This window comes from Pseudomonas sp. MWU318, from assembly GCF_016756945.1.
In the GTDB taxonomy this organism is placed as follows: domain Bacteria; phylum Pseudomonadota; class Gammaproteobacteria; order Pseudomonadales; family Pseudomonadaceae; genus Aquipseudomonas; species Aquipseudomonas putida_A.
Genome location: NZ_JAESJL010000004.1, coordinates 16,197 through 34,465 on the forward strand (window position 1 = coordinate 16,197; position 18,269 = coordinate 34,465).

Sequence of the window (18,269 nt, forward strand, 5' to 3'; positions counted from 1 at the left end):
TCAGTCGCCGCCACTTTGGTTTAGCGTGACGGCATTGACGGGCCGATAGCTTCTATAAAAAAAACACACTCGATTTCAGGAATCACACCATGTCCACTTTGAACCAAGCCCACTGCGAAGCCTGCCGCGCCGATGCGCCTCAAGTCAGCGACGAAGAACTGCCGATCCTGATCAAGCAGATCCCTGACTGGAACATCGAAGTACGCGACAGCATCATGCAGCTGGAGAAAGTCTTCCTGTTCAAGAACTTCAAACACGCACTGGCCTTCACCAACGCCGTCGGCGAGATCTCCGAGGCCGAAGGTCACCACCCGGGTCTGCTGACCGAGTGGGGCAAAGTCACCGTGACCTGGTGGAGCCACTCGATCAAAGGCCTGCACCGCAACGACTTCATCATGGCTGCGCGCACTGACGAAGTGGCCAAGACCGCAGAAGGACGCAAGTAATGCACTTTGACGCCATCGGCCGGGTACCCGGCGACCCGATCCTCGGTTTGATGGAGGCCTATGCGCAGGACACCAACCCGCGCAAATTCGACTTGGGCGTTGGCGTCTACAAGGATGCCCAGGGCCTGACGCCGATCCCCGAAGCGGTGAAAATCGCCGAGGCGCGACTGGTCGAAAGCCAGGACACCAAGACCTACATCGGCGGTCACGGCAATCCATTGTTCGGCAAGGTCATCAATGAGCTGGTGCTCGGCGCCGACTCGAAGCTGATCGCCGAGCAGCGCGCCGGCGCCACCCAGACTCCGGGTGGCACCGGTGCCCTGCGCCTGGCGGCCGACTTCATCGCCCAGTGCCTGCCGGGCAAAGGCGTGTGGCTGAGCAACCCGACCTGGCCGATCCACGAGACGATTTTCGCCGCGGCCGGGGTCAAGGTCAGTCACTACCCGTACGTGGGCAGCGACAACCGCCTCGACGTCGATGCGATGCTCGCCGTGCTTAACGAAGTGCCGCACGGCGACGTGGTGCTGCTGCATGCCTGCTGCCACAACCCGACCGGTTTCGACCTGAACCATGACGACTGGCAGCGCGTGCTCGACGTCGTGCGCCGCCGTGACCTGCTGCCGCTGATCGACTTTGCCTACCAAGGCTTTGGCGATGGGTTGGAGCAGGACGCATGGTCGACCCGACTGTTCGCCGCCGAAGTGCCCGAGCTGCTGATTACCAGTTCCTGCTCAAAGAACTTCGGCCTGTACCGCGACCGCACTGGCGCGCTGATCGTCTGCGCGAAAACCGCCGACAAGCTGATCGACATCCGCAGCCAACTGGCCAACATCGCCCGTAACCTGTGGTCGACGCCACCGGATCACGGCGCGGCCGTGGTTGCGACCATCCTCGCCGACCCGGAGCTGAAAGCGCGCTGGGCCGATGAAGTGGAAGCCATGCGCTTGCGCATCGCCCAGTTGCGCAGTGGTCTGGTCGAAGCACTGGAGCCGCACGGTCTGCGCGAGCGCTTTGCGCACATTGGCGTGCAACGCGGGATGTTCTCCTACACCGGGCTGTCACCGGATCAGGTCAAACAACTGCGTGAGCAGCACAGCGTGTACATGGTCAGCTCGGGCCGGGCCAACGTTGCCGGGATCGACGCCACGCGCCTGGCACTGCTGGCCGAAGCCATCGCCAGCGTCAGCAAATAGTCCAGACACCGCAATACCCCTGTAGGAGCTGCCGAAGGCTGCGATCTTTTGATCTTGTTTTTACAAGCAAAGTCAAAAGATCGCAGCCTTCGGCAGCTCCTACATTTGTTTCGCGGTGATCCCCCCCTGCGGCCATCTGTCGCATTATTTTCAATTAAAAGTCTGATTGTCATTTTTCCTGCTGTATCCTGCGCAGGCTTTCAAGAAGCGCGGATCTACCAGATCTATCAACAGACTTAGCGAGGAGCGCAACCATGCACGAGATTCCTAATCTCCCCTTCCCAAGCCTGCACGAAACTGAGCAGACGACCACGCAACAAGCCGGCGCCCAGCAGCCCGAGCCGAAAGAAGCCGTTGAGAGCCGCCAGGCCGACAACGAAGAGTAAAACCCCGCCGTACAGACCGTGTGGAAAGCGCTAAGATGCGCTTTCCACACTGCCTGAAACCGAGCCCGCCATGACCGACGAATTCTCTGAAAGCCAAGCTGCCGTCCTGATCGGCGCCACCGAGAAAATGATCGAGATCTGGAACCGTCTCTCCCCGGAAAAACAGGCCGCCCTGCTCGCCCGTTTCGGCAGCGAAGAAAATGCCCTTGCCGCACTCGTCACCACGCAACTGGTCGCCCCGGCCAAACCGTGATTCCACCCTCCGGCAAATAGTTTTACTTTTCCCCGCCCCAGACTCGTTCGCGCCGGTATCATAAGCAGCCTATCTAATCCTGCTTTGCCGTGGATCGTTCCCCATGTCGCCCTCTATGTCACAACCCCAACGCCCCCTGGCAGTCACGCTGCAAGTCGTTTCCATCGTCCTCTTCACCTTTATCGGCTACCTGAACATCGGCATTCCGCTCGCGGTACTGCCAGGTTACGTCCACAGCGACCTTGGCTTTGGCGCGGTGATCGCCGGGCTGGTGATCAGCGTGCAATACCTCGCCACCCTGCTCAGCCGCCCGTACGCCGGCAAGATCATCGACAACCAGGGCAGCAAGCGCGCGGTGATGATCGGTCTGGCCGGTTGCGGCTTGAGTGGTGTGTTCATGTTGATTTCGGCCTGGACACCGAACCTGCCGATGCTCAGCCTGATCAGCCTGTTGATCGGCCGTCTGGTGTTGGGCAGCGCGGAAAGCCTGGTCGGCTCCGGGTCGATCGGCTGGGGCATCGGCCGCGTTGGCGCGGCGAACACCGCCAAAGTCATCTCTTGGAACGGCATCGCCAGTTACGGCGCGCTCGCGGTCGGCGCGCCGTTCGGGGTCTGGCTGGTCGGCCAGCTGGGATTGTGGAGCATGGGCGTCAGCATCATTCTGCTGGCAGCGCTAGGTCTGCTGCTGGCGTGGCCAAAAACCGCGGCACCGATTGTCGCCGGTGAGCGCCTGCCATTCATGCATGTGCTAGGTCGCGTGTTCCCCCACGGCTGCGGCCTGGCCCTGGGCTCGATCGGTTTCGGCACCATCGCCACCTTCATCACCCTGTATTACGCCACCCGGCATTGGGACAACGCGGTGCTGTGCCTGAGCCTGTTCGGCGCCAGCTTCATCGGCGCACGCCTGCTGTTCGGCAACCTGATCAACCGTCTCGGCGGCTTTCGCGTGGCGATTGCCTGCCTGTCGGTGGAAACTCTGGGCCTGTTGCTGTTGTGGCTGGCACCCGACGCACATTGGGCGCTGGCCGGGGCGGCACTCAGCGGTTTCGGCTTCTCGCTGGTGTTCCCGGCGCTGGGCGTGGAAGCGGTAAACCTGGTGCCAGCCTCCAGCCGTGGCGCGGCGGTCGGCGCCTATTCATTGTTCATCGACTTGTCGCTGGGGATCACCGGACCGTTGGCCGGGGCGATTGCGGCGGGTTTCGGTTTTGCTTCGATCTTCCTGTTCGCCGCCCTCGCCTCGCTCAGCGGCCTGGCGCTGAGCCTGTACCTTTACAAGCACACGGCGAAGTACCGCGAAGACTAGAAATCCACTTTGCCGCGCCCGGCCTTGATGCTGCCGCGCTTGGTCTTGGATTCGAGCCGGCGCTTCTTCGAGCCGAGGGTCGGCTTGGTCGGGCGACGTTTCTTTTCAACCTTGGTGGCGCTGAGGATCAGCTCGACCAGACGCTCCAGCGCATCGGCGCGATTGGCTTCCTGCGTGCGGTATTGCTGAGCCTTGATGATCAGCACGCCATCGCTGGTGATGCGACTGTCACGCAGCGCCAGCAGCCGCTCCTTGTAGAACTCGGGCAAGGACGAGGCCGGTATGTCGAAGCGCAGGTGCACGGCGCTGGAGACCTTGTTGACGTTCTGCCCGCCGGCGCCTTGCGCACGGATGGCCGTCAATTCGATCTCGGCATCCGGCAGATGCACGTTGTTGGAAATCACCAGCATGGAAAAGCGTCCGTAATCAGAAGCAGCAGGATACGCCATCAACCCTGTAGGAGCTGCCGAAGGCTGCGATCTTTTGATCTTGATCTCTAAAACAGATCAAAAGATCGCAGCCTTCGGCAGCTCCTACAGGGGCAATAAAAAACCCGGCACATTGGCCGGGTTTGTCGTTTTTGCCTCAGCGCTTACTTCGAAGCACTTGCCGCATGCAGCGCCTGCTGCGCCCCACGCTTGTTCTTGATCACGTAGCAGACCCACATGAACACGACCCACACCGGAATCGCGTACACCGAGATCTGGATGCCCGGGATCAGCAGCATCACGCCAAGGATGAACACCACGAACGCCAGGCAGACATAGTTGCCGTACGGATACCACAGCGCCTTGAACAGCGGCGTCTGCTGCGTCCTGTTCATGTGCTGGCGGAACTTGAAGTGCGAGAAGCTGATCATCGCCCAGTTGATCACCAGGGTCGCAACCACCAGCGACATCAGCAATTCCAGCGCCTGCTGCGGGATCAGGTAATTGAGCAGCACCGCTACCAGCGTCACCGCTGCGGAAGCCAGGATCGAACGCACCGGCACGCCGCGCTTGTCGATCTTCGCCAGACCTTTCGGCGCATCGCCCTGTTCGGCCATGCCCAGCAGCATGCGGCTGTTGCAGTAGGTGCCGCTGTTGTACACCGACAGCGCCGCGGTCAGGACCACGAAGTTGAGGATGTGCGCGGCGATGTTGCTGCCGAGCATCGAGAACACCTGCACGAACGGACTGCCGCTGTACGAATCGCCGGACGCGTTGAGGGTTGCCAGCAGGCTGTCCCATGGGGTCAGCGACAGCAGGATCACCAGGGCGCCGATGTAGAAAATCAGGATGCGGTAGATCACCTGGTTGATCGCTTTCGGGATCACGGTTTTCGGCTTGTCGGCTTCGGCTGCAGTGAAACCGAGCATTTCCAGGCCACCGAAGGAGAACATGATGATCGCCATCGCCATCACCAGACCGCTGACGCCGTTGGGGAAGAACCCGCCGTGCGACCACAGGTTGCTGACCGAGGCCTGTGGGCCGCCATGGCCGCTGACCAGCAGGTAGCTGCCCAGCGCGATCATGCCGACGATCGCCACGACCTTGATGATCGCGAACCAGAATTCGGCCTCCCCGAAGACTTTGACGTTGGCCAGGTTGATCGCGTTGATCAGCACGAAGAACGCTGCAGCGGTGACCCAGGTCGGGATGTCCGGCGCCCAGTAGTGGATGTACTTGCCGACCGCGGTCAGCTCCGACATGCCCACCAGAATGTACAGAATCCAGCAGTTCCAGCCCGACAGGAAACCGGCAAAACCGCCCCAGTACTTGTGCGCGAAATGGCTGAAGGAACCGGCCACCGGCTCTTCGACGATCATCTCGCCGAGCTGGCGCATGATCATGAAGGCGATGAAGCCGCAGATGGCGTAGCCGAGGATCATCGACGGGCCGGCGGATTTCAGGACCCCGGCCGAGCCGAGGAACAATCCGGTACCGATCGCGCCACCGAGGGCGATCAGTTGAATATGGCGATTTTTCAGGCCGCGTTTCAGCTCGCCTGATTGCGAGTTTTGTCCACTCATGAAAAAGGTCCCACGCAAGGTTTGATGATGTTCAGTAGACGTTGCTGCAAGGTTGCGATTTCAGACAACCTCGATCAAACCCCAGCGCAAGCACCAGGAATTCAGCTTTTTTACAACGGTCATGCGTCACCTGTTTGTTTTTATCTGTGACGAAATCGAACCCGACACGCTTGTGACGCGGCGGAGTGAACAAGGCGGATAACCTTGAGGTTTACGCGATTACGCAGAGGGTCACAGTTAAAACGCGGCGCATTGTACACCGCCAACCCCCTGCTGCCAGACCCCGCTGGATCAGCGTGGCGCTTGCCGGGATTGCGTGGGTCCGCCTCGAGATGCCCGGGCGGCTGCAAAAATTGAGTCAGGCCTTTGCAGGCCATCGACGGGGACGAGCGGAAAACCGCCCCACGGAGAGAAGTGAAGATCAATCTCGGCGTTCATTGCGCCTCCTTCTTGTTATGCGCCTGCACGACAGGCATGAGGCGCATCTCACCCTGCAAACAGCGCTGAAACAAGCGCGCCAGAGCCCTGCGCGACGCCTTTGCAGCCGGGCTTCGGCAGGTTTTCCTTACAGCCTCGGCAGAGGGGTAAATCCACTGGGCTTTACCGGTGTTTTCGTAAACTTTTCTTTACGAGGCGTAACGCAGATTTTCCATTTCGGAAAATTCTGTAGGACGTCTGCAAATTGACGGTAGCAAGCTTGCTAACGAAAGTTGCCGCTTAGTTTTTTGTTTTCAAATAAGAAAATCGCCGCTTGAAAACAGAATAAAAAGTTTATTTAAATTTTAAATAAATAATTTTTTGCATTACAAAACACCCTGAACTAGGTTCTTCACGTCTTGCCGGCCAACTCGACCGGCCAGTCATAACCGCGAAAGTCATCTAGGAGATCGACCATGCAAGCACTGGAAAAAGACTTGGATACCGAACTGCAACTGGACGAATGGTTTGAAGCACCAACCCATGAGGCCGCCGTGGAAATGATGCAAGCCGACGCGGTGGTTCCGTTCGGCACGGCGATGTGGCCTCTGTAAGACATCCCCGGGCAGGCACGATCCGGCCGGTCGTGCCTGCCGCTTTCTTCACGGTCAGTCAGGGAGGACTCATGGATAAGCCCCGCGCGATCTCGCATTTCCTTTACTACCTCGAACATCACCCTGCCCTTGCCGGTCTCGATTCGGCGAAGGTACTGCTCGGCCACACCGCCGATTACGAAGCCCTGACCGGTGCCATCGCCGAACAGGCCGGCGATCATCCCCGCTTCACCTTCAGCGCCAGACGCCTGGACTTGGAAAGCACCGCAACGCTGACCGCGGCGATTACCGATAGCGATCTGTACATTTTCTTCTACGACTCTTCCACCCTGCCCAACCCGCGCCCCGACGGCCCGGAGTTCGTTCGCGCCTTGCAAGGCGTGATGGCGGAAAACTGGAAGAAGTCGCTGCTGTTCAAGGATTACGGCGACTATTTCTACGACACCTTCAGCGTCACCCCGCAGCGCATCGCCGGGCTCAACAGCCACCTGATCCAGCGCATGTCCCAGGCCACCACGCTGAGCTTCAAGGACGAACATGGCTCATGGTTTGAAACGCCGCTGAGCAGCATCAAGAAGTGGACCGACATCAACGGCGTCGGCAACTTCGACCTGGCCCCCGGTGAAATCGCCACCCATAGCGAAGCCATCAACGGCCATGTGAAATTCAAGGGCACGTTCCTCAGCACCATCCCTTTCGCGCGCAAGTACGGCGTGCTGGAGTCGCCGCTGGAACTGTGGATCGAGAACTCGACCATCAGCCGCATCGCCACCGATGTGCCGGGGCTGGAGCATGATTTCAACAAGTATCTGGACGCCAACCCGTCGAACCGGCGCATCGAGGAACTGGGGATTGGCACCAACGAAGGGGTAAAAGATCTGTATGCGCGCAATGCCGGGTTCGAAGAACGGCATTGCGGGTTGCATCTGGGCCTCGGCGGTGGGGCCAAGGGCAGTCATCACCTGGACCTGATTTTCTCTGGCGGGGTGTTGGCGCTGGATGACAAGCCAGTGTTTGATGGTCGTTTTGTCTTCTAAGCAGACATTTCCATTCTGCAGCCACTGCTCCCTGTAGGAGCTGTCGAGTGAAACGAGGCTGCGATCTTTTGATCTTGCTTTTGAAGATCAAAAGATCGCAGCGTGCCGCAGCTCCTACAGGAATAGCGTGCCAATAATCCAGACGAAAAAAAACGCCAACCCTGCGGTTGGCGTTTTTTGCTTTAGCTCGAAGCTTGCCGCTCAAAGCTCACACTGCCTTATTCCGGCTTCTTGCGCCCGAAACCCGGACGCTGGCCGGAACCGGCCGGTGCGCCACGGCGCTTGCCCGACGGCTTGTCGCCGTCGACCAGTTTGATCCCCGGACGCTTCGGTGCAGGCTTGGCCGGACGCTTGTTGGTGGTGTCGGCAGGACGATCCGCTACCGGCGTACCACGACCGGCCGGCGCACGACCTTCGCCACGCTCGGTACGACCACGCGGAGCGCGCTCGCCATCCGGACGTGCAGCCGGCTTGCGACCCGGACGCTCGCCTTCGATCTGCGGCTCACGGCTCGGACGCGGACCGGTCGGCGCGCCAGCGGCTGGACGCAGGGTACGCACGCGCTCGGTCTTGGCCATCGGCCGCGACGATTTGCGCTGCATACGCTCCAGCTTGTCCTTGCTCTTGGCGTTGAGTTGCGGCATCGCCACCGGGGTCAGGCCGACTTCAGCACTCAGCACGTCGACTTCGTACTGGCTCATTTCGCGCCAGCGGCCCATCGGCAGATCAGAGTTGAGGAACACCGGACCGAAACGCACGCGCTTCAGACGGCTGACCACCAGACCCTGGGATTCCCACAGACGACGAACCTCACGGTTACGGCCTTCCATCACCACGCAGTGATACCAGTGGTTGAAGCCTTCGCCGCCCGGTGCCTGTTGAATGTCGGTGAAACGCGCCGGGCCGTCTTCCAGCACCACGCCGGCCTTCAGGCGCTCGATCATTTCGTCGTCGACTTCACCGCGTACACGCACGGCGTACTCACGGTCCATCTCGTAGGACGGGTGCATCAGACGGTTGGCCAGTTCACCGTCGGTGGTGAACATCAGCAGACCAGTGGTGTTGATGTCGAGACGACCGATGTTGATCCAGCGGCCTTCTTTCGGACGCGGCAGCTTGTCGAACACGGTCGGACGGCCTTCCGGGTCGTCACGGGTGCAGATCTCGCCATCGGGCTTGTTGTACATGATCACGCGGCGTACCGACTCGGCAGCCTCTTCGCGCTTGATCACCTTGCCATCGATGGTGATGGCGTCGTGCATGTCGACGCGCAGGCCGAGGGTGGCGTCTTTGCCATTGACCTTGATCCGGCCCTGGCTGATCCAGGCTTCGACGTCACGGCGCGAGCCAACGCCGATACGGGCGAGGACTTTCTGCAGTTTTTCGCCTGCTGGGCCGATTTCATGGTCGTCTTGCTGATTGATGTCACTCATCTGGGCACCTCCCGGTGTGGTCTGTTCAGGCGACGCCTGAAGCATTGGAATCTGGTTTTCGGGCGAAGGGATCGCCGAAGGGTCGCGAATCATACGCGGATGTGCGCCATCGCGCATCAGAGACTAGCTGATGGTTTGCGACTTATTTCTTTTTCCGCCGACCGGCGCCACCGAGTTTGATCAGGCGCAACGCGGCTTCGGCCAGCACTGTGCGCTTGTCGTCCTTGTCGAGTTTCTTCCAGGCCTTGATTTCACGCTTGCTGCGGCCACAGCCGAGGCAGATGTCGTCGGTGAACTTGCACAGGCTGATGCACGGGTCTTTGGTGGAACTCATGTGGTCTCCCTTGAAGATCAAAAGATCGCAGCCTTCGGCAGCTCCTACAGGGACTGCATTCCAATGTAGGAGCTGCCGCAGGCTGCGATCTTTTCGGCGCGCCTCAGTCTTCGAACTCGCGGCGTTCGGCCTCGATGGCTTCCGCCAGCGCACGGGCCTCGGCTTCTTCTTCGCTCAGCTCGGGTTCAGGCTCCGGCGCCGGTTGTTCGAGGGCGGCGACAGCAGCCAGGAGTTTCTCCCGGGCTTCGGCAACGCCAAGAATGTCCTCTTCCGGTTCGGCTTCAGGCTCGGCCTCAGGTTCAACTTCACTCGTCGGCTCGACGCTCTCTGTTTCAGGCTCAGTCGTCGACGCTTCGCCATCCGCGGCATCGCGCAACAGATCATCGAAGTCGGTCTTGATCCCCTCTTCCATGCTGTCCAGCTCCAGCAACAGCGTATGGAAACTGGTTTCTTCCTTCAGTTCTTCCGGCTCGGCGCTGGCGTCGGACTGCTCCTGCAGGCCCTGCGGTACCGGTGCGTCGTCGAAATCGAGGACCGGCTCGGTCTCCATCTCGCGCAGCTCAGCCAGCGGCGGCAGGTCTTCAAGATTCTTCAGATTGAAGTGATCGAGAAACGCCTTGGTGGTGGCGAACATCGCCGGCTTGCCCGGCACGTCGCGGTAACCGACGATGCGGATCCACTCGCGCTCGATCAGGGTCTTGACGATGTTGGTGTTGACCGCCACGCCCCGTACGTCTTCGATCTCGCCGCGGGTGATCGGCTGGCGATAGGCGATCAGCGCCATGGTTTCCAGCAGCGCCCGGGAATAGCGCTGCGGCCGCTCTTCCCACAAACGTCCGACCCACGGCGAAAACTTCTCGCGGATCTGCAGGCGGTAGCCGGAGGCGACTTCCTTGAGCTCGAACGCGCGGCCCTCGCAGGACTTGGCCAGCAGGCTCAGGGCTTTCTTGAAAACCGCAGGTTCCGGTCGTTCGCCTTCTTCGAACAGTTCGTAAAGGCGCTCAAGCGATTGCGGTTTTCCCGAGGCCAACAGAAAGGCTTCAAGCAGGGGCGCCAGCTCGCGGGGTTCAGTCAGGTTCATGTTTCGACTCGTTATTCGGCTCGGGCTCGCACGTGGATCGCGGCGAACGGCTCATTCTGCACCAGCTCGACCAAGGATTCCTTGACCAGCTCAAGGATTGCCATAAAGGTCACCACCACGCCGAGGCGACCTTCCTCGGCGGTGAACAGCTCGACGAACGGCACAAAGCCGCCGCCCTTGAGCCGTTCCAGCACATCGCTCATGCGCTCGCGGGTCGACAGTGCCTCGCGGCTGACCTGGTGGCTCTCGAACATATCGCCCCGGCGCAGCACCTCGGCCATGGACATCAGAATCTCTTCCAGCGCAACGTCCGGCAGCAGCTTGCGCGCCCGGGCTTCGGGGGCGTCGAGCTTGGGCACGACCACGTCGCGACCGACCCGGCTCAGGCCATCGATGCCTTCGGCGGCAGCCTTGAAGCGCTCGTATTCCTGCAGGCGACGGATCAGTTCGGCGCGCGGGTCGTCCTCTTCATCTTCGACGGTTTCGGCGCGCGGCAGGAGCATCCGTGACTTGATCTCGGCCAGCATCGCCGCCATCACCAGATACTCGGCGGCCAGCTCCAGACGCACCGACTGCATCAATTCGACATAGCCCATGTACTGGCGGGTGATTTCCGCTACGGGGATGTCGAGGATGTTGATGTTCTGTTTGCGGATCAGGTACAGCAGCAGGTCGAGCGGGCCTTCGAAGGCTTCGAGAAACACTTCCAGCGCATCCGGCGGGATGTACAGGTCCAGCGGCATTTCCGTGACCGCCTGGCCATAGACCATGGCAAACGGCAATTCCTGCTGGGCGCCGGCCTGCGGATCGACAACGGTTTCCACTGCGGACATTCAGGCCTCGACCATGAACGGCGCGGGGTCGCCGCAACCGACGCGGATCACTTCCGGGTCGTCGCCGGTCAGGTCAATCACGGTGGACGCCTTGATCCCGCCAAAACCGCCGTCGATGATCAGGTCCACCTGATGTTCAAGCAGTTGGCGCATTTCGTACGGGTCGCTCAATGGATCTTCATCGCCGGGCATGATCAGGGTCACGCTCATCAGCGGCTCGCCGAGTTCGGCCAGCAACGCCAGGGCAATCGGATGGCTCGGCACCCGCAGGCCGATGGTGCGTTTTTTCGGATGCAGCAACAGCCGTGGCACTTCACGGGTGGCGTTGAGGATAAAAGTGTAAGGCCCCGGCAGATGCGCCTTGAGAATGCGGAAGGTGCCGGTGTCGATCTTGGCGTAGTTGCCCAGTTGCGACAGGTCGCTGCAGATCAGCGCGAAGTTGTGCTTCTCGTCGAGCTGACGCAGACGGCGCACGCGCTCGATCGCGGTCTTGTCGCCGATCTGGCAACCGATGGCGTAGGAAGAGTCTGTGGGATAAATCACCACCCCGCCCTTGCGGATGATCTCGACCGCCTGTTTGATCAGGCGCGCTTGCGGGTTTTCCGGATGGATCTGGAAAAATTGACTCACGTTTTCTACCTGTTCAGACGGCGGCAATATCTGTGTCATGTTTGAACCGACACCACAGGGGTGGAAGGTCCTCGGGAACCGGCCGGTACTGGCCAATCTCGGACCAGCCTCCAGGGCCATGGAAATCACTGCCGGCGCTGACCAGCAGACCGAACTCGCGGGCAAGGATTGCCAGGCTGCCGACCTGTTCCGCAGGCTGATGGCCATTGACCACTTCGATTGCATGCCCGCCCGCTTGAATATAGTCGGCAATCAGCTTTCGGCGCTTGCTGCGGGTGAAATCGTAGTGCCATGGATGCGCCAGACTGACCCACGCCCCGGCGGCACGCAGGGTGCCGACGGTGTCTTCCAGGGTCGGCCAGTGCTGCTTGACGTCACCCAGCTTGCCGGCGCCGAGCCATTTACGGAACGCCTCGGCGCGATCCTTTACAAAACCTTCACGCACCATCCAGTCGGCAAAATGCGGACGGGCCGGGGCGTTGCCGCTGTCGCCCAGCTCCTGCTGGATCTGCCGGGCACCGTCGAGGGCACCAGGCATACCTTTGAGGCCGAGCTTGCGGCTTATTTCTTCCGACCGCAGCCAGCGGCCATCGTGCAATTTGGCGATGGCCTCGACCAATGGCGCGGCGTTGACGTCGAAACCGTAGCCCAGCACATGGATGGTCGCGCCGCCCCAGGTGCAGGACAGTTCGACACCATTGACCAGTTGCATGCCCAGTTCTTCGGCGGCGCTGCGCGCTTCGGCGAGGCCTTCGAGGGTGTCATGATCGGTCAACGCCAGGACTCGCACGCCGTTTTCAAACGCACGCGCAACCAGAACCGCCGGCGCCAGGGCGCCATCGGAGGCCGTGCTGTGGCAGTGCAAATCAACATTCACGGGGAGTTGTAACCTCAAATCAGCTGGCGCTATCGCGCGCCCATATGTTTGTTATTATGCCGCCACATCCAGCTTCTGGCTCTCACTGTGAAACAATTCATCGATTTCATCCCGCTTCTGCTGTTCTTCATCGTTTACAAACTTGATCCACGGGTTGTCGATATCGCCGGTCACGAGGTCACTGTAGGCGGTATTTACAGCGCCACGGCGATGCTGATCATCAGCTCCCTGGTGGTTTACGGCGCGTTGTTCATCAAACAGCGCAAGCTGGAAAAGAGCCAATGGCTGACCCTGATCGCCTGCCTGGTGTTCGGCAGCCTGACCCTGGCCTTCCACAGCGAGACCTTCCTCAAATGGAAAGCCCCGGTGGTCAACTGGCTGTTCGCCCTGGCTTTCATCGGCAGCCACTTCATCGGTGACCGCCTGCTGATCAAACGCATCATGGGCCACGCGCTGACCTTGCCGGATCCGGTCTGGACCCGCCTGAACATCGCCTGGATCGCCTTTTTCCTGTTCTGCGGGGCTGCCAACCTGTTCGTGGCATTCACCTTCCAGAGCATCTGGGTCGACTTCAAGGTATTCGGCAGCCTGGGCATGACCGTGCTGTTCCTGGTCGGTCAGGGCATCTACCTGTCTCGCCATCTGCATGACGCCGATACCACAACGCCAAAAACCGAGGACTGACATGCTCTACGCAATCATTGCCACCGACGTCGCCAACTCGCTCGAAGCCCGCCTCGCCGCGCGCCCGGCCCACCTCGAACGCCTGCAAGTGCTCAAGGGCGAAGGCCGCATCGTACTGGCCGGCCCGCACCCGGCGGTCGACAGCAATGACCCGGGCGCTGCGGGTTTCACCGGCAGCCTGATCGTCGCCGAATTCGACTCCCTGAGCGCCGCCCAGGCCTGGGCCGACGCCGATCCGTACATCGCCGCCGGCGTGTACGCCAACGTGATCGTCAAGCCGTTCAAGCAAGTCTTGCCGTAACCAAGGAATATCGAGGGACTCTGTGGCGAGGGGATTTATCCCCGATAGTTGCGCAGCAACCCAAAGCCATCCAATGCGGTGTGCCTGACACACCGCATGCTCCCATTTCAGGTCTGCTTCGCAGCCCATCGGGGCGGTGCGACGTTTCGCTGAATCCCCTCACCACAACAGCTCTCTCGCCACACTCAATCCACTCCAAGCACTGAACCTTCCCGGTTCTAACCGCTCTCAATCGCTCATTATTCTCGTTTGCCTGCCGACAACCTGCCCAATATCCATTTGCAAGCAGGAATCGCAATGCGCAAAGGTCCGTTGTGTCTGATGTGGGTCACGTTGTCGATCATGGCGCCCGCCCATGGTGAGGAAACCACCGAAAGCGGCAGCTCCACGCCATTGTCGTTAAGTGCCGGCAGTCAGATTACCGAACTGCAGCAGCGCCTGAAGGCCAGCGAGCAGCAGCGGGAAGAACTGAGCAAACAACTGCAAAATGCCGACAACACCCGCGAAAGCGCCCAGCTCGCCCGGTTGCGCCAGGAGAATCAGCGCCTGAAGCTGCAACTCAAGGAAGCCCAGGCAAGTCCCTTGCCGCGTCTGTTGACCGAACAGCAGCAATGGTTCGTCACCGGCGCCGGGGTAGCGCTATTGGCGCTGCTGTGCGGTATCTTTGCCAGTGGAGCAAGCCGAAAACGTCGGCAATGGCTAAATTGAGTGAGTCATGAGCGAGCTGTTACTGATTGATGATGACCAGGAGTTGTGCGAACTCCTGAGTAGCTGGCTGAGCCAGGAAGGCTTCCAGGTACGCGCCTGCCACGATGGCCAGAGCGCGCGCAAAGCGTTGGCCGAATCCGCCCCGGCGGCGGTGGTGCTGGACGTGATGCTGCCCGACGGCAGCGGTCTGGAGCTGCTCAAGCAATTGCGCAGTGAACACGCCGACTTGCCAGTGCTGATGCTCTCGGCCAGGGGCGAACCGCTGGATCGCATTCTCGGTCTGGAGCTGGGCGCCGACGATTACCTGGCCAAGCCCTGCGATCCGCGTGAGCTCACCGCGCGCCTGCGCGCCGTGCTGCGCCGCAGTCACCCGGCCGCCGTATCGACCCAGCTCGAACTGGGCGACCTGAGCTTCAGCCCGGTGCGTGGCGTGGTCAGCATCGACGAGAAAGAACTGACCCTCACCGTTTCCGAAAGTCGTTTGCTCGAAGCCCTGCTCAAGCAGCCCGGCGAGCCGCTGGACAAACAGGAACTGGCGCAACTGGCCCTCGGTCGCAAGCTGACCCTGTACGACCGCAGCCTCGACATGCATGTCAGCAACCTGCGCAAGAAGATCGGCCCCCACCCCGACGGCCGCCCGCGGATCGTCGCCCTGCGCAGCCGTGGTTACTACTACAGCCTCTGATCCAGCCACCGCGACGAGGTCGTCCGACACAACGACGCCCCCCTGTAGGAGCTGCCGAAGGCTGCGATCTTTGCTTTTGAAGATCAGAAGATCGCAGCGTGCCGCAGCTCCTACAGGGGATTTGTGTAAGGCTGGAAACAAAGCGTCTTTACCCAAGCTTTACGCAGCGCTGACCGCCGCTGACCTTGATCTCCGTAATCTGAACTCATCCGGAACGTACCGGGAACGAGACAAGGAGATACACCATGCGCAAGACTCTTATCGCTCTGATGTTCGCTGCCGCTCTGCCAACCGTCGCCATGGCCATGCCACAGGATGGTGGCCCGATGGGTGGCCCGCTCGACGGCCCACGCCACGGCGGTCAGATGCACGGCGAACACGGCAAAGGCCCGTACAGCCAACTCGACCTGACCCGCGAACAGCGCGATCAGATCCGCAAGATCATGGGCGAGCAGATGCACGAGCGTCGCCAGGTAGTCGAGAAGTACCTGGAAAAACTCTCCCCGGCCGACCAGAAAGCCATGAAGGACGAGATGGCCGCCAACCACAAGAAAGCCGAAGCTGACGTACGCAACCTGCTGAAACCGGATCAACAGAAGAAGTTCGACGAGATCCAGAAGAAACAGGCTGAACGCCGCGCCGAATGGGCCGAGTTCAAAGCGTGGAAAGCGCAACAGCCGCAAAAAGCGCAATAATGTTCTAATCACAGGCCCGACGGCTTACCCCGTCGGGCCTGTTTACATCCAATCCCTGCAGGAGCTGCCGCAGGCTGCGATCTGTTGATCTTGATCTTTAAAAGCAAAAGATCGCAGCCTTCGGCAGCTCCTACAGGGGTTTCGTGTCTGTTTCGAGGATTTTCTGTGCGTTCATTGTTCTGGCGTATTCTCGCGAGTTTCTGGCTGGCCATCGCTCTGGTGGCGGGGCTGTCGATTCTGCTCGGGCACATGCTCAACCAGGACGCGTGGATCCTCAGCCGGCATCCGGGCCTCAACACTCTGGCCGCCGAATGGACGCAAACCTACGAAGCCCAGGGCGAGGATGCCGCGCAGGACATCCTCGAACAACGCAAGCGCCAATATCACATCGATGTCCAGGTGCTGAACGAAAGCGGCGACCCGGTAGTGCGTGGCACCTTCCCTCGCAGGGCCGCCGCTTTCGAAGCCCGGCAGAACAACGATGATCGACGCCTGCCCTGGCGCCGCCTGACCGACGAATTCACCAGCGAAAAAACCGGCGACACCTACCTGTTCATCTTCCGCATCCCGCACCCGGAACTCGACGCCTGGCACCGCGAAAGCCTGCTCTGGCCGCTGAGTGCGCTGGGCATTGCGCTGGTGGTGCTGACCCTGTTCAGCCTGCTGGTGACCTTCTCCATCACCCGCCCGCTCAGCCGTTTGCGCGGCGCGGTGCATGATCTGGGGCAGACCACCTATCAACAGAACAGCCTGGCGAAACTGGCCAACCGCCGCGATGAGTTCGGCGTGCTGGCCAACGACTTCAACCGCATGGGCGCGCGCCTGCAAAGCCTGATCGGCAGTCAGCGTCAGTTGCTGCGCGATGTGTCCCACGAACTGCGCTCACCTTTGGCGCGACTGCGGATTGCGCTGGCACTGGCCGAACGGGCCAATCCGGAAGAACGGGAAAAGCTCTGGCCACGCCTGACCCGCGAATGTGATCGGCTGGAAGCGCTGATCAGCGAGATTCTGGTGCTGGCGCGAGTCGATGCCGACAACGCCAGTGCTGAAGAGGTAGACCTGAATGCGCTGCTCGGCACCTTGCAGAAAGACGCGCAACTTGGCTCGCCGGAGCAGACCGTGCGCCTGGATGTCGAACCACACCTGACACTGACCGGATGGCCGACCATGATTGAGCGCGCCGTCGACAACCTGCTGCGCAACGCCCAACGCTTCAACCCGGTGGGACAGGCAATCGAAATGCAGGCCACACGTCAGGGCGAGCGGATTGTGGTGAGCGTGCGCGACCACGGGCCGGGGGTGCAGGCCGAGCATCTGAGCCAGTTGGGCGAGCCGTTCTACCGGGCGCCGGGGCAGACGGCGCCGGGACATGGTCTGGGGTTGGCGATTGCCAGGCGCGCGGCGGAGCGGCATGGCGGGAGTCTGCTGCTGGCCAATCATCCAGACGGCGGGTTTGTCGCCAGTCTGGAATTGCCGTTGGTGCCAGGGGCAATTGTCCAGCCTTAAAAGCCCCTCACCCCAGCCCTCTCCCGGAGGGAGAGGGAGCCGACCGAGGTGTTATACGAAGTGCATCGACCTGGCAAACCGTGTCGATTATAGATTCAGTGAAGATCGCTCCGCTCGGCGCATCCCTGGCGCATTCCCCAATCAATCCCCTCTCCCTCCGGGAGAGGGTTAGGGTGAGGGGCTTTTGATGTTCAGGCCTTGGAAGGCCAGGCGCTGACGAACTCGGCCAGATCGACCTTCTCCGCCACACGCGGCTCTTTCTGCGGCGTGCCGAGGTACAGAAAGGCAATCACTTGTTCGTCTTCAGCCAGGCCCAGCCCCTTGGCCACGTGCGCCGAATACGCCAGATCACCGGTGCGCCACACCGCCCCGATCCCCTGCGCATACGCCGCCAGCAGAATCCCGTGCGCCGCACACCCCGCCGCCAGCAACTGCTCGGCCTTCGGATACTTGACGTGGTCCTGCAGTTTCGCGATCACCACGACCACCAGCGGCGCCCGCAGCGGGCCGTTGCGCGCCTTGTCGATCATCGCTTCAGTGACTTCGCCTTCCTGCATCTGCGCCGCTTCGGCCAGCAACTCGCCCATTTGCTCACGTGCCGCGCCTTCGACGGTGAGGAAACGGTACGGCTGCAAGTGGCCGTGATCCGGTGCGCGCAGGGCTGCGCCAAACAGGGCTTCGCGCTGCTCGGCGGTAGGGGCCGGTTCGACCAGGCGTGGAACGGAAACACGGTTGAGCAAAGCGTCGAGAGCCTGCATCGGCCACCTCCTGAGAAAAATGTGCGGCTATTCTAGCGGTATCCGGCAACAGGGTGCCGGTTTACATGCCCTGCCCCACGGGTA

Annotated in this window: 22 protein-coding genes; 13 read left to right on the forward strand and 9 right to left on the reverse strand. The window is 61.0% G+C overall.

Translation table 11 applies throughout. The features are described 5' to 3' along the window. Nucleotides 1-89 precede the first annotated feature (89 nt). From JN524_RS11015 to JN524_RS11030, 5 genes are all read left to right on the forward strand, one after another. On the forward strand, nt 90-446 hold the full coding sequence (locus JN524_RS11015; RefSeq protein WP_003222798.1) for a 4a-hydroxytetrahydrobiopterin dehydratase: 357 nt from the start codon (nt 90-92) through the stop codon (nt 444-446). Beyond that, nucleotides 446-1,639 carry an amino acid aminotransferase gene (locus tag JN524_RS11020; RefSeq protein ID WP_202369356.1) on the forward strand — a complete coding sequence of 398 codons (1,194 nt, stop codon included), beginning with the start codon at nt 446-448 and terminating at the stop codon, nt 1,637-1,639. The genes JN524_RS11015 and JN524_RS11020 overlap by 1 nt, the downstream gene beginning before the upstream one ends. Nucleotides 1,640-1,893: 254 nt before the next feature. Further along, nucleotides 1,894-2,025, forward strand: a complete 132-nt coding sequence (locus JN524_RS27325) for a hypothetical protein (RefSeq protein ID WP_272929678.1) — start codon at nt 1,894-1,896, stop codon at nt 2,023-2,025. Nucleotides 2,026-2,095: 70 nt separating this feature from the next. Further along, a complete protein-coding gene (locus JN524_RS11025; protein ID WP_003222790.1) occupies nt 2,096-2,278 on the forward strand; it encodes a hypothetical protein in 183 nt (60 codons plus the stop codon). A gap of 115 nt (nt 2,279-2,393) precedes the next feature. Next, nucleotides 2,394-3,581 (forward strand): MFS transporter, encoded by a 1,188-nt coding sequence (locus JN524_RS11030; RefSeq protein ID WP_202369357.1) that lies wholly within the window; start codon nt 2,394-2,396, stop codon nt 3,579-3,581. Here JN524_RS11030 and arfB read toward each other — a convergent pair. Both arfB and JN524_RS11040 read right to left on the reverse strand, forming a co-directional pair. Further along, entirely contained in the window at nt 3,578-3,991 is a 414-nt protein-coding gene (arfB, locus tag JN524_RS11035) for an alternative ribosome rescue aminoacyl-tRNA hydrolase ArfB (RefSeq protein ID WP_095050152.1), read from the reverse strand. The genes JN524_RS11030 and arfB overlap by 4 nt on opposite strands. Before the next feature lie 182 nt (nt 3,992-4,173). Then, nucleotides 4,174-5,592, reverse strand: a complete 1,419-nt coding sequence (locus tag JN524_RS11040) for an amino acid permease (RefSeq protein ID WP_202369358.1) — start codon at nt 5,590-5,592, stop codon at nt 4,174-4,176. An 893-nt stretch (nt 5,593-6,485) separates the two neighbouring features. On the opposite strand from JN524_RS11040, the gene JN524_RS11045 reads away from it, so the two are divergent. Continuing rightward, nucleotides 6,486-6,623, forward strand: a complete 138-nt coding sequence (locus JN524_RS11045; RefSeq protein WP_003222780.1) for a hypothetical protein — start codon at nt 6,486-6,488, stop codon at nt 6,621-6,623. Nucleotides 6,624-6,694: 71 nt separating this feature from the next. Next, nucleotides 6,695-7,660 (forward strand): leucyl aminopeptidase, encoded by a 966-nt coding sequence (locus JN524_RS11050; protein ID WP_202369359.1) that lies wholly within the window; start codon nt 6,695-6,697, stop codon nt 7,658-7,660. A gap of 218 nt (nt 7,661-7,878) precedes the next feature. Here the strand turns inward: JN524_RS11050 and rluB are convergent, their stop codons facing one another. The 6 genes from rluB to JN524_RS11080 form a co-directional block, all read right to left on the reverse strand. Then, on the reverse strand, nt 7,879-9,093 hold the full coding sequence (gene rluB, locus JN524_RS11055) for a 23S rRNA pseudouridine(2605) synthase RluB (RefSeq protein ID WP_202369360.1): 1,215 nt from the start codon (nt 9,091-9,093) through the stop codon (nt 7,879-7,881). A gap of 142 nt (nt 9,094-9,235) precedes the next feature. Then, nucleotides 9,236-9,427, reverse strand: coding sequence for a DUF1289 domain-containing protein (locus JN524_RS11060; protein WP_007919669.1), 192 nt, complete (start codon nt 9,425-9,427; stop codon nt 9,236-9,238). Between the two features lie 103 nt (nt 9,428-9,530). Further along, nucleotides 9,531-10,508 carry an SMC-Scp complex subunit ScpB gene (scpB, locus tag JN524_RS11065; protein WP_202369361.1) on the reverse strand — a complete coding sequence of 326 codons (978 nt, stop codon included), beginning with the start codon at nt 10,506-10,508 and terminating at the stop codon, nt 9,531-9,533. 11 nt (nt 10,509-10,519) lie between these two features. After that, the gene (locus tag JN524_RS11070) at nt 10,520-11,218 is read right to left on the reverse strand and encodes a segregation and condensation protein A (RefSeq protein WP_171061841.1); all 699 of its coding nucleotides are present in this window, start codon (nt 11,216-11,218) and stop codon (nt 10,520-10,522) included. A 123-nt stretch (nt 11,219-11,341) separates the two neighbouring features. Next, complete coding sequence (locus JN524_RS11075) at nt 11,342-11,971, reverse strand: L-threonylcarbamoyladenylate synthase (protein WP_007966016.1); 630 nt, start codon at nt 11,969-11,971, stop codon at nt 11,342-11,344. A 13-nt stretch (nt 11,972-11,984) separates the two neighbouring features. Continuing rightward, nucleotides 11,985-12,848 carry a PHP domain-containing protein gene (locus JN524_RS11080; RefSeq protein ID WP_202369362.1) on the reverse strand — a complete coding sequence of 288 codons (864 nt, stop codon included), beginning with the start codon at nt 12,846-12,848 and terminating at the stop codon, nt 11,985-11,987. Between the two features lie 87 nt (nt 12,849-12,935). Between JN524_RS11080 and JN524_RS11085 the strand changes: the two genes are divergently transcribed. The 6 genes from JN524_RS11085 to JN524_RS11110 all read left to right on the forward strand — a co-directional run bounded on the left by JN524_RS11085 (nt 12,936) and on the right by JN524_RS11110 (nt 17,427). Next, complete coding sequence (locus JN524_RS11085) at nt 12,936-13,532, forward strand: septation protein A (protein ID WP_027613975.1); 597 nt, start codon at nt 12,936-12,938, stop codon at nt 13,530-13,532. Between the two features lies 1 nt (nt 13,533). Beyond that, a complete protein-coding gene (locus JN524_RS11090; protein ID WP_007966019.1) occupies nt 13,534-13,833 on the forward strand; it encodes a YciI family protein in 300 nt (99 codons plus the stop codon). 297 nt (nt 13,834-14,130) lie between these two features. Continuing rightward, nucleotides 14,131-14,541: a translation initiation factor 2 gene (locus tag JN524_RS11095; protein ID WP_027613976.1), complete on the forward strand. Its 411-nt coding sequence runs from the start codon at nt 14,131-14,133 to the stop codon at nt 14,539-14,541. Nucleotides 14,542-14,548: 7 nt separating this feature from the next. Beyond that, nucleotides 14,549-15,226, forward strand: a complete 678-nt coding sequence (locus JN524_RS11100) for a response regulator transcription factor (protein WP_007966021.1) — start codon at nt 14,549-14,551, stop codon at nt 15,224-15,226. Between the two features lie 245 nt (nt 15,227-15,471). Continuing rightward, nucleotides 15,472-15,921: a Spy/CpxP family protein refolding chaperone gene (locus tag JN524_RS11105; protein WP_041073072.1), complete on the forward strand. Its 450-nt coding sequence runs from the start codon at nt 15,472-15,474 to the stop codon at nt 15,919-15,921. Nucleotides 15,922-16,086: 165 nt separating this feature from the next. Further along, complete coding sequence (locus tag JN524_RS11110) at nt 16,087-17,427, forward strand: ATP-binding protein (RefSeq protein ID WP_202369363.1); 1,341 nt, start codon at nt 16,087-16,089, stop codon at nt 17,425-17,427. A gap of 191 nt (nt 17,428-17,618) precedes the next feature. On the opposite strand, the gene JN524_RS11115 is transcribed toward JN524_RS11110, so the two are convergent. After that, nucleotides 17,619-18,185 (reverse strand): nitroreductase family protein, encoded by a 567-nt coding sequence (locus JN524_RS11115; RefSeq protein WP_098967781.1) that lies wholly within the window; start codon nt 18,183-18,185, stop codon nt 17,619-17,621. Nucleotides 18,186-18,269 lie beyond the last annotated feature (84 nt).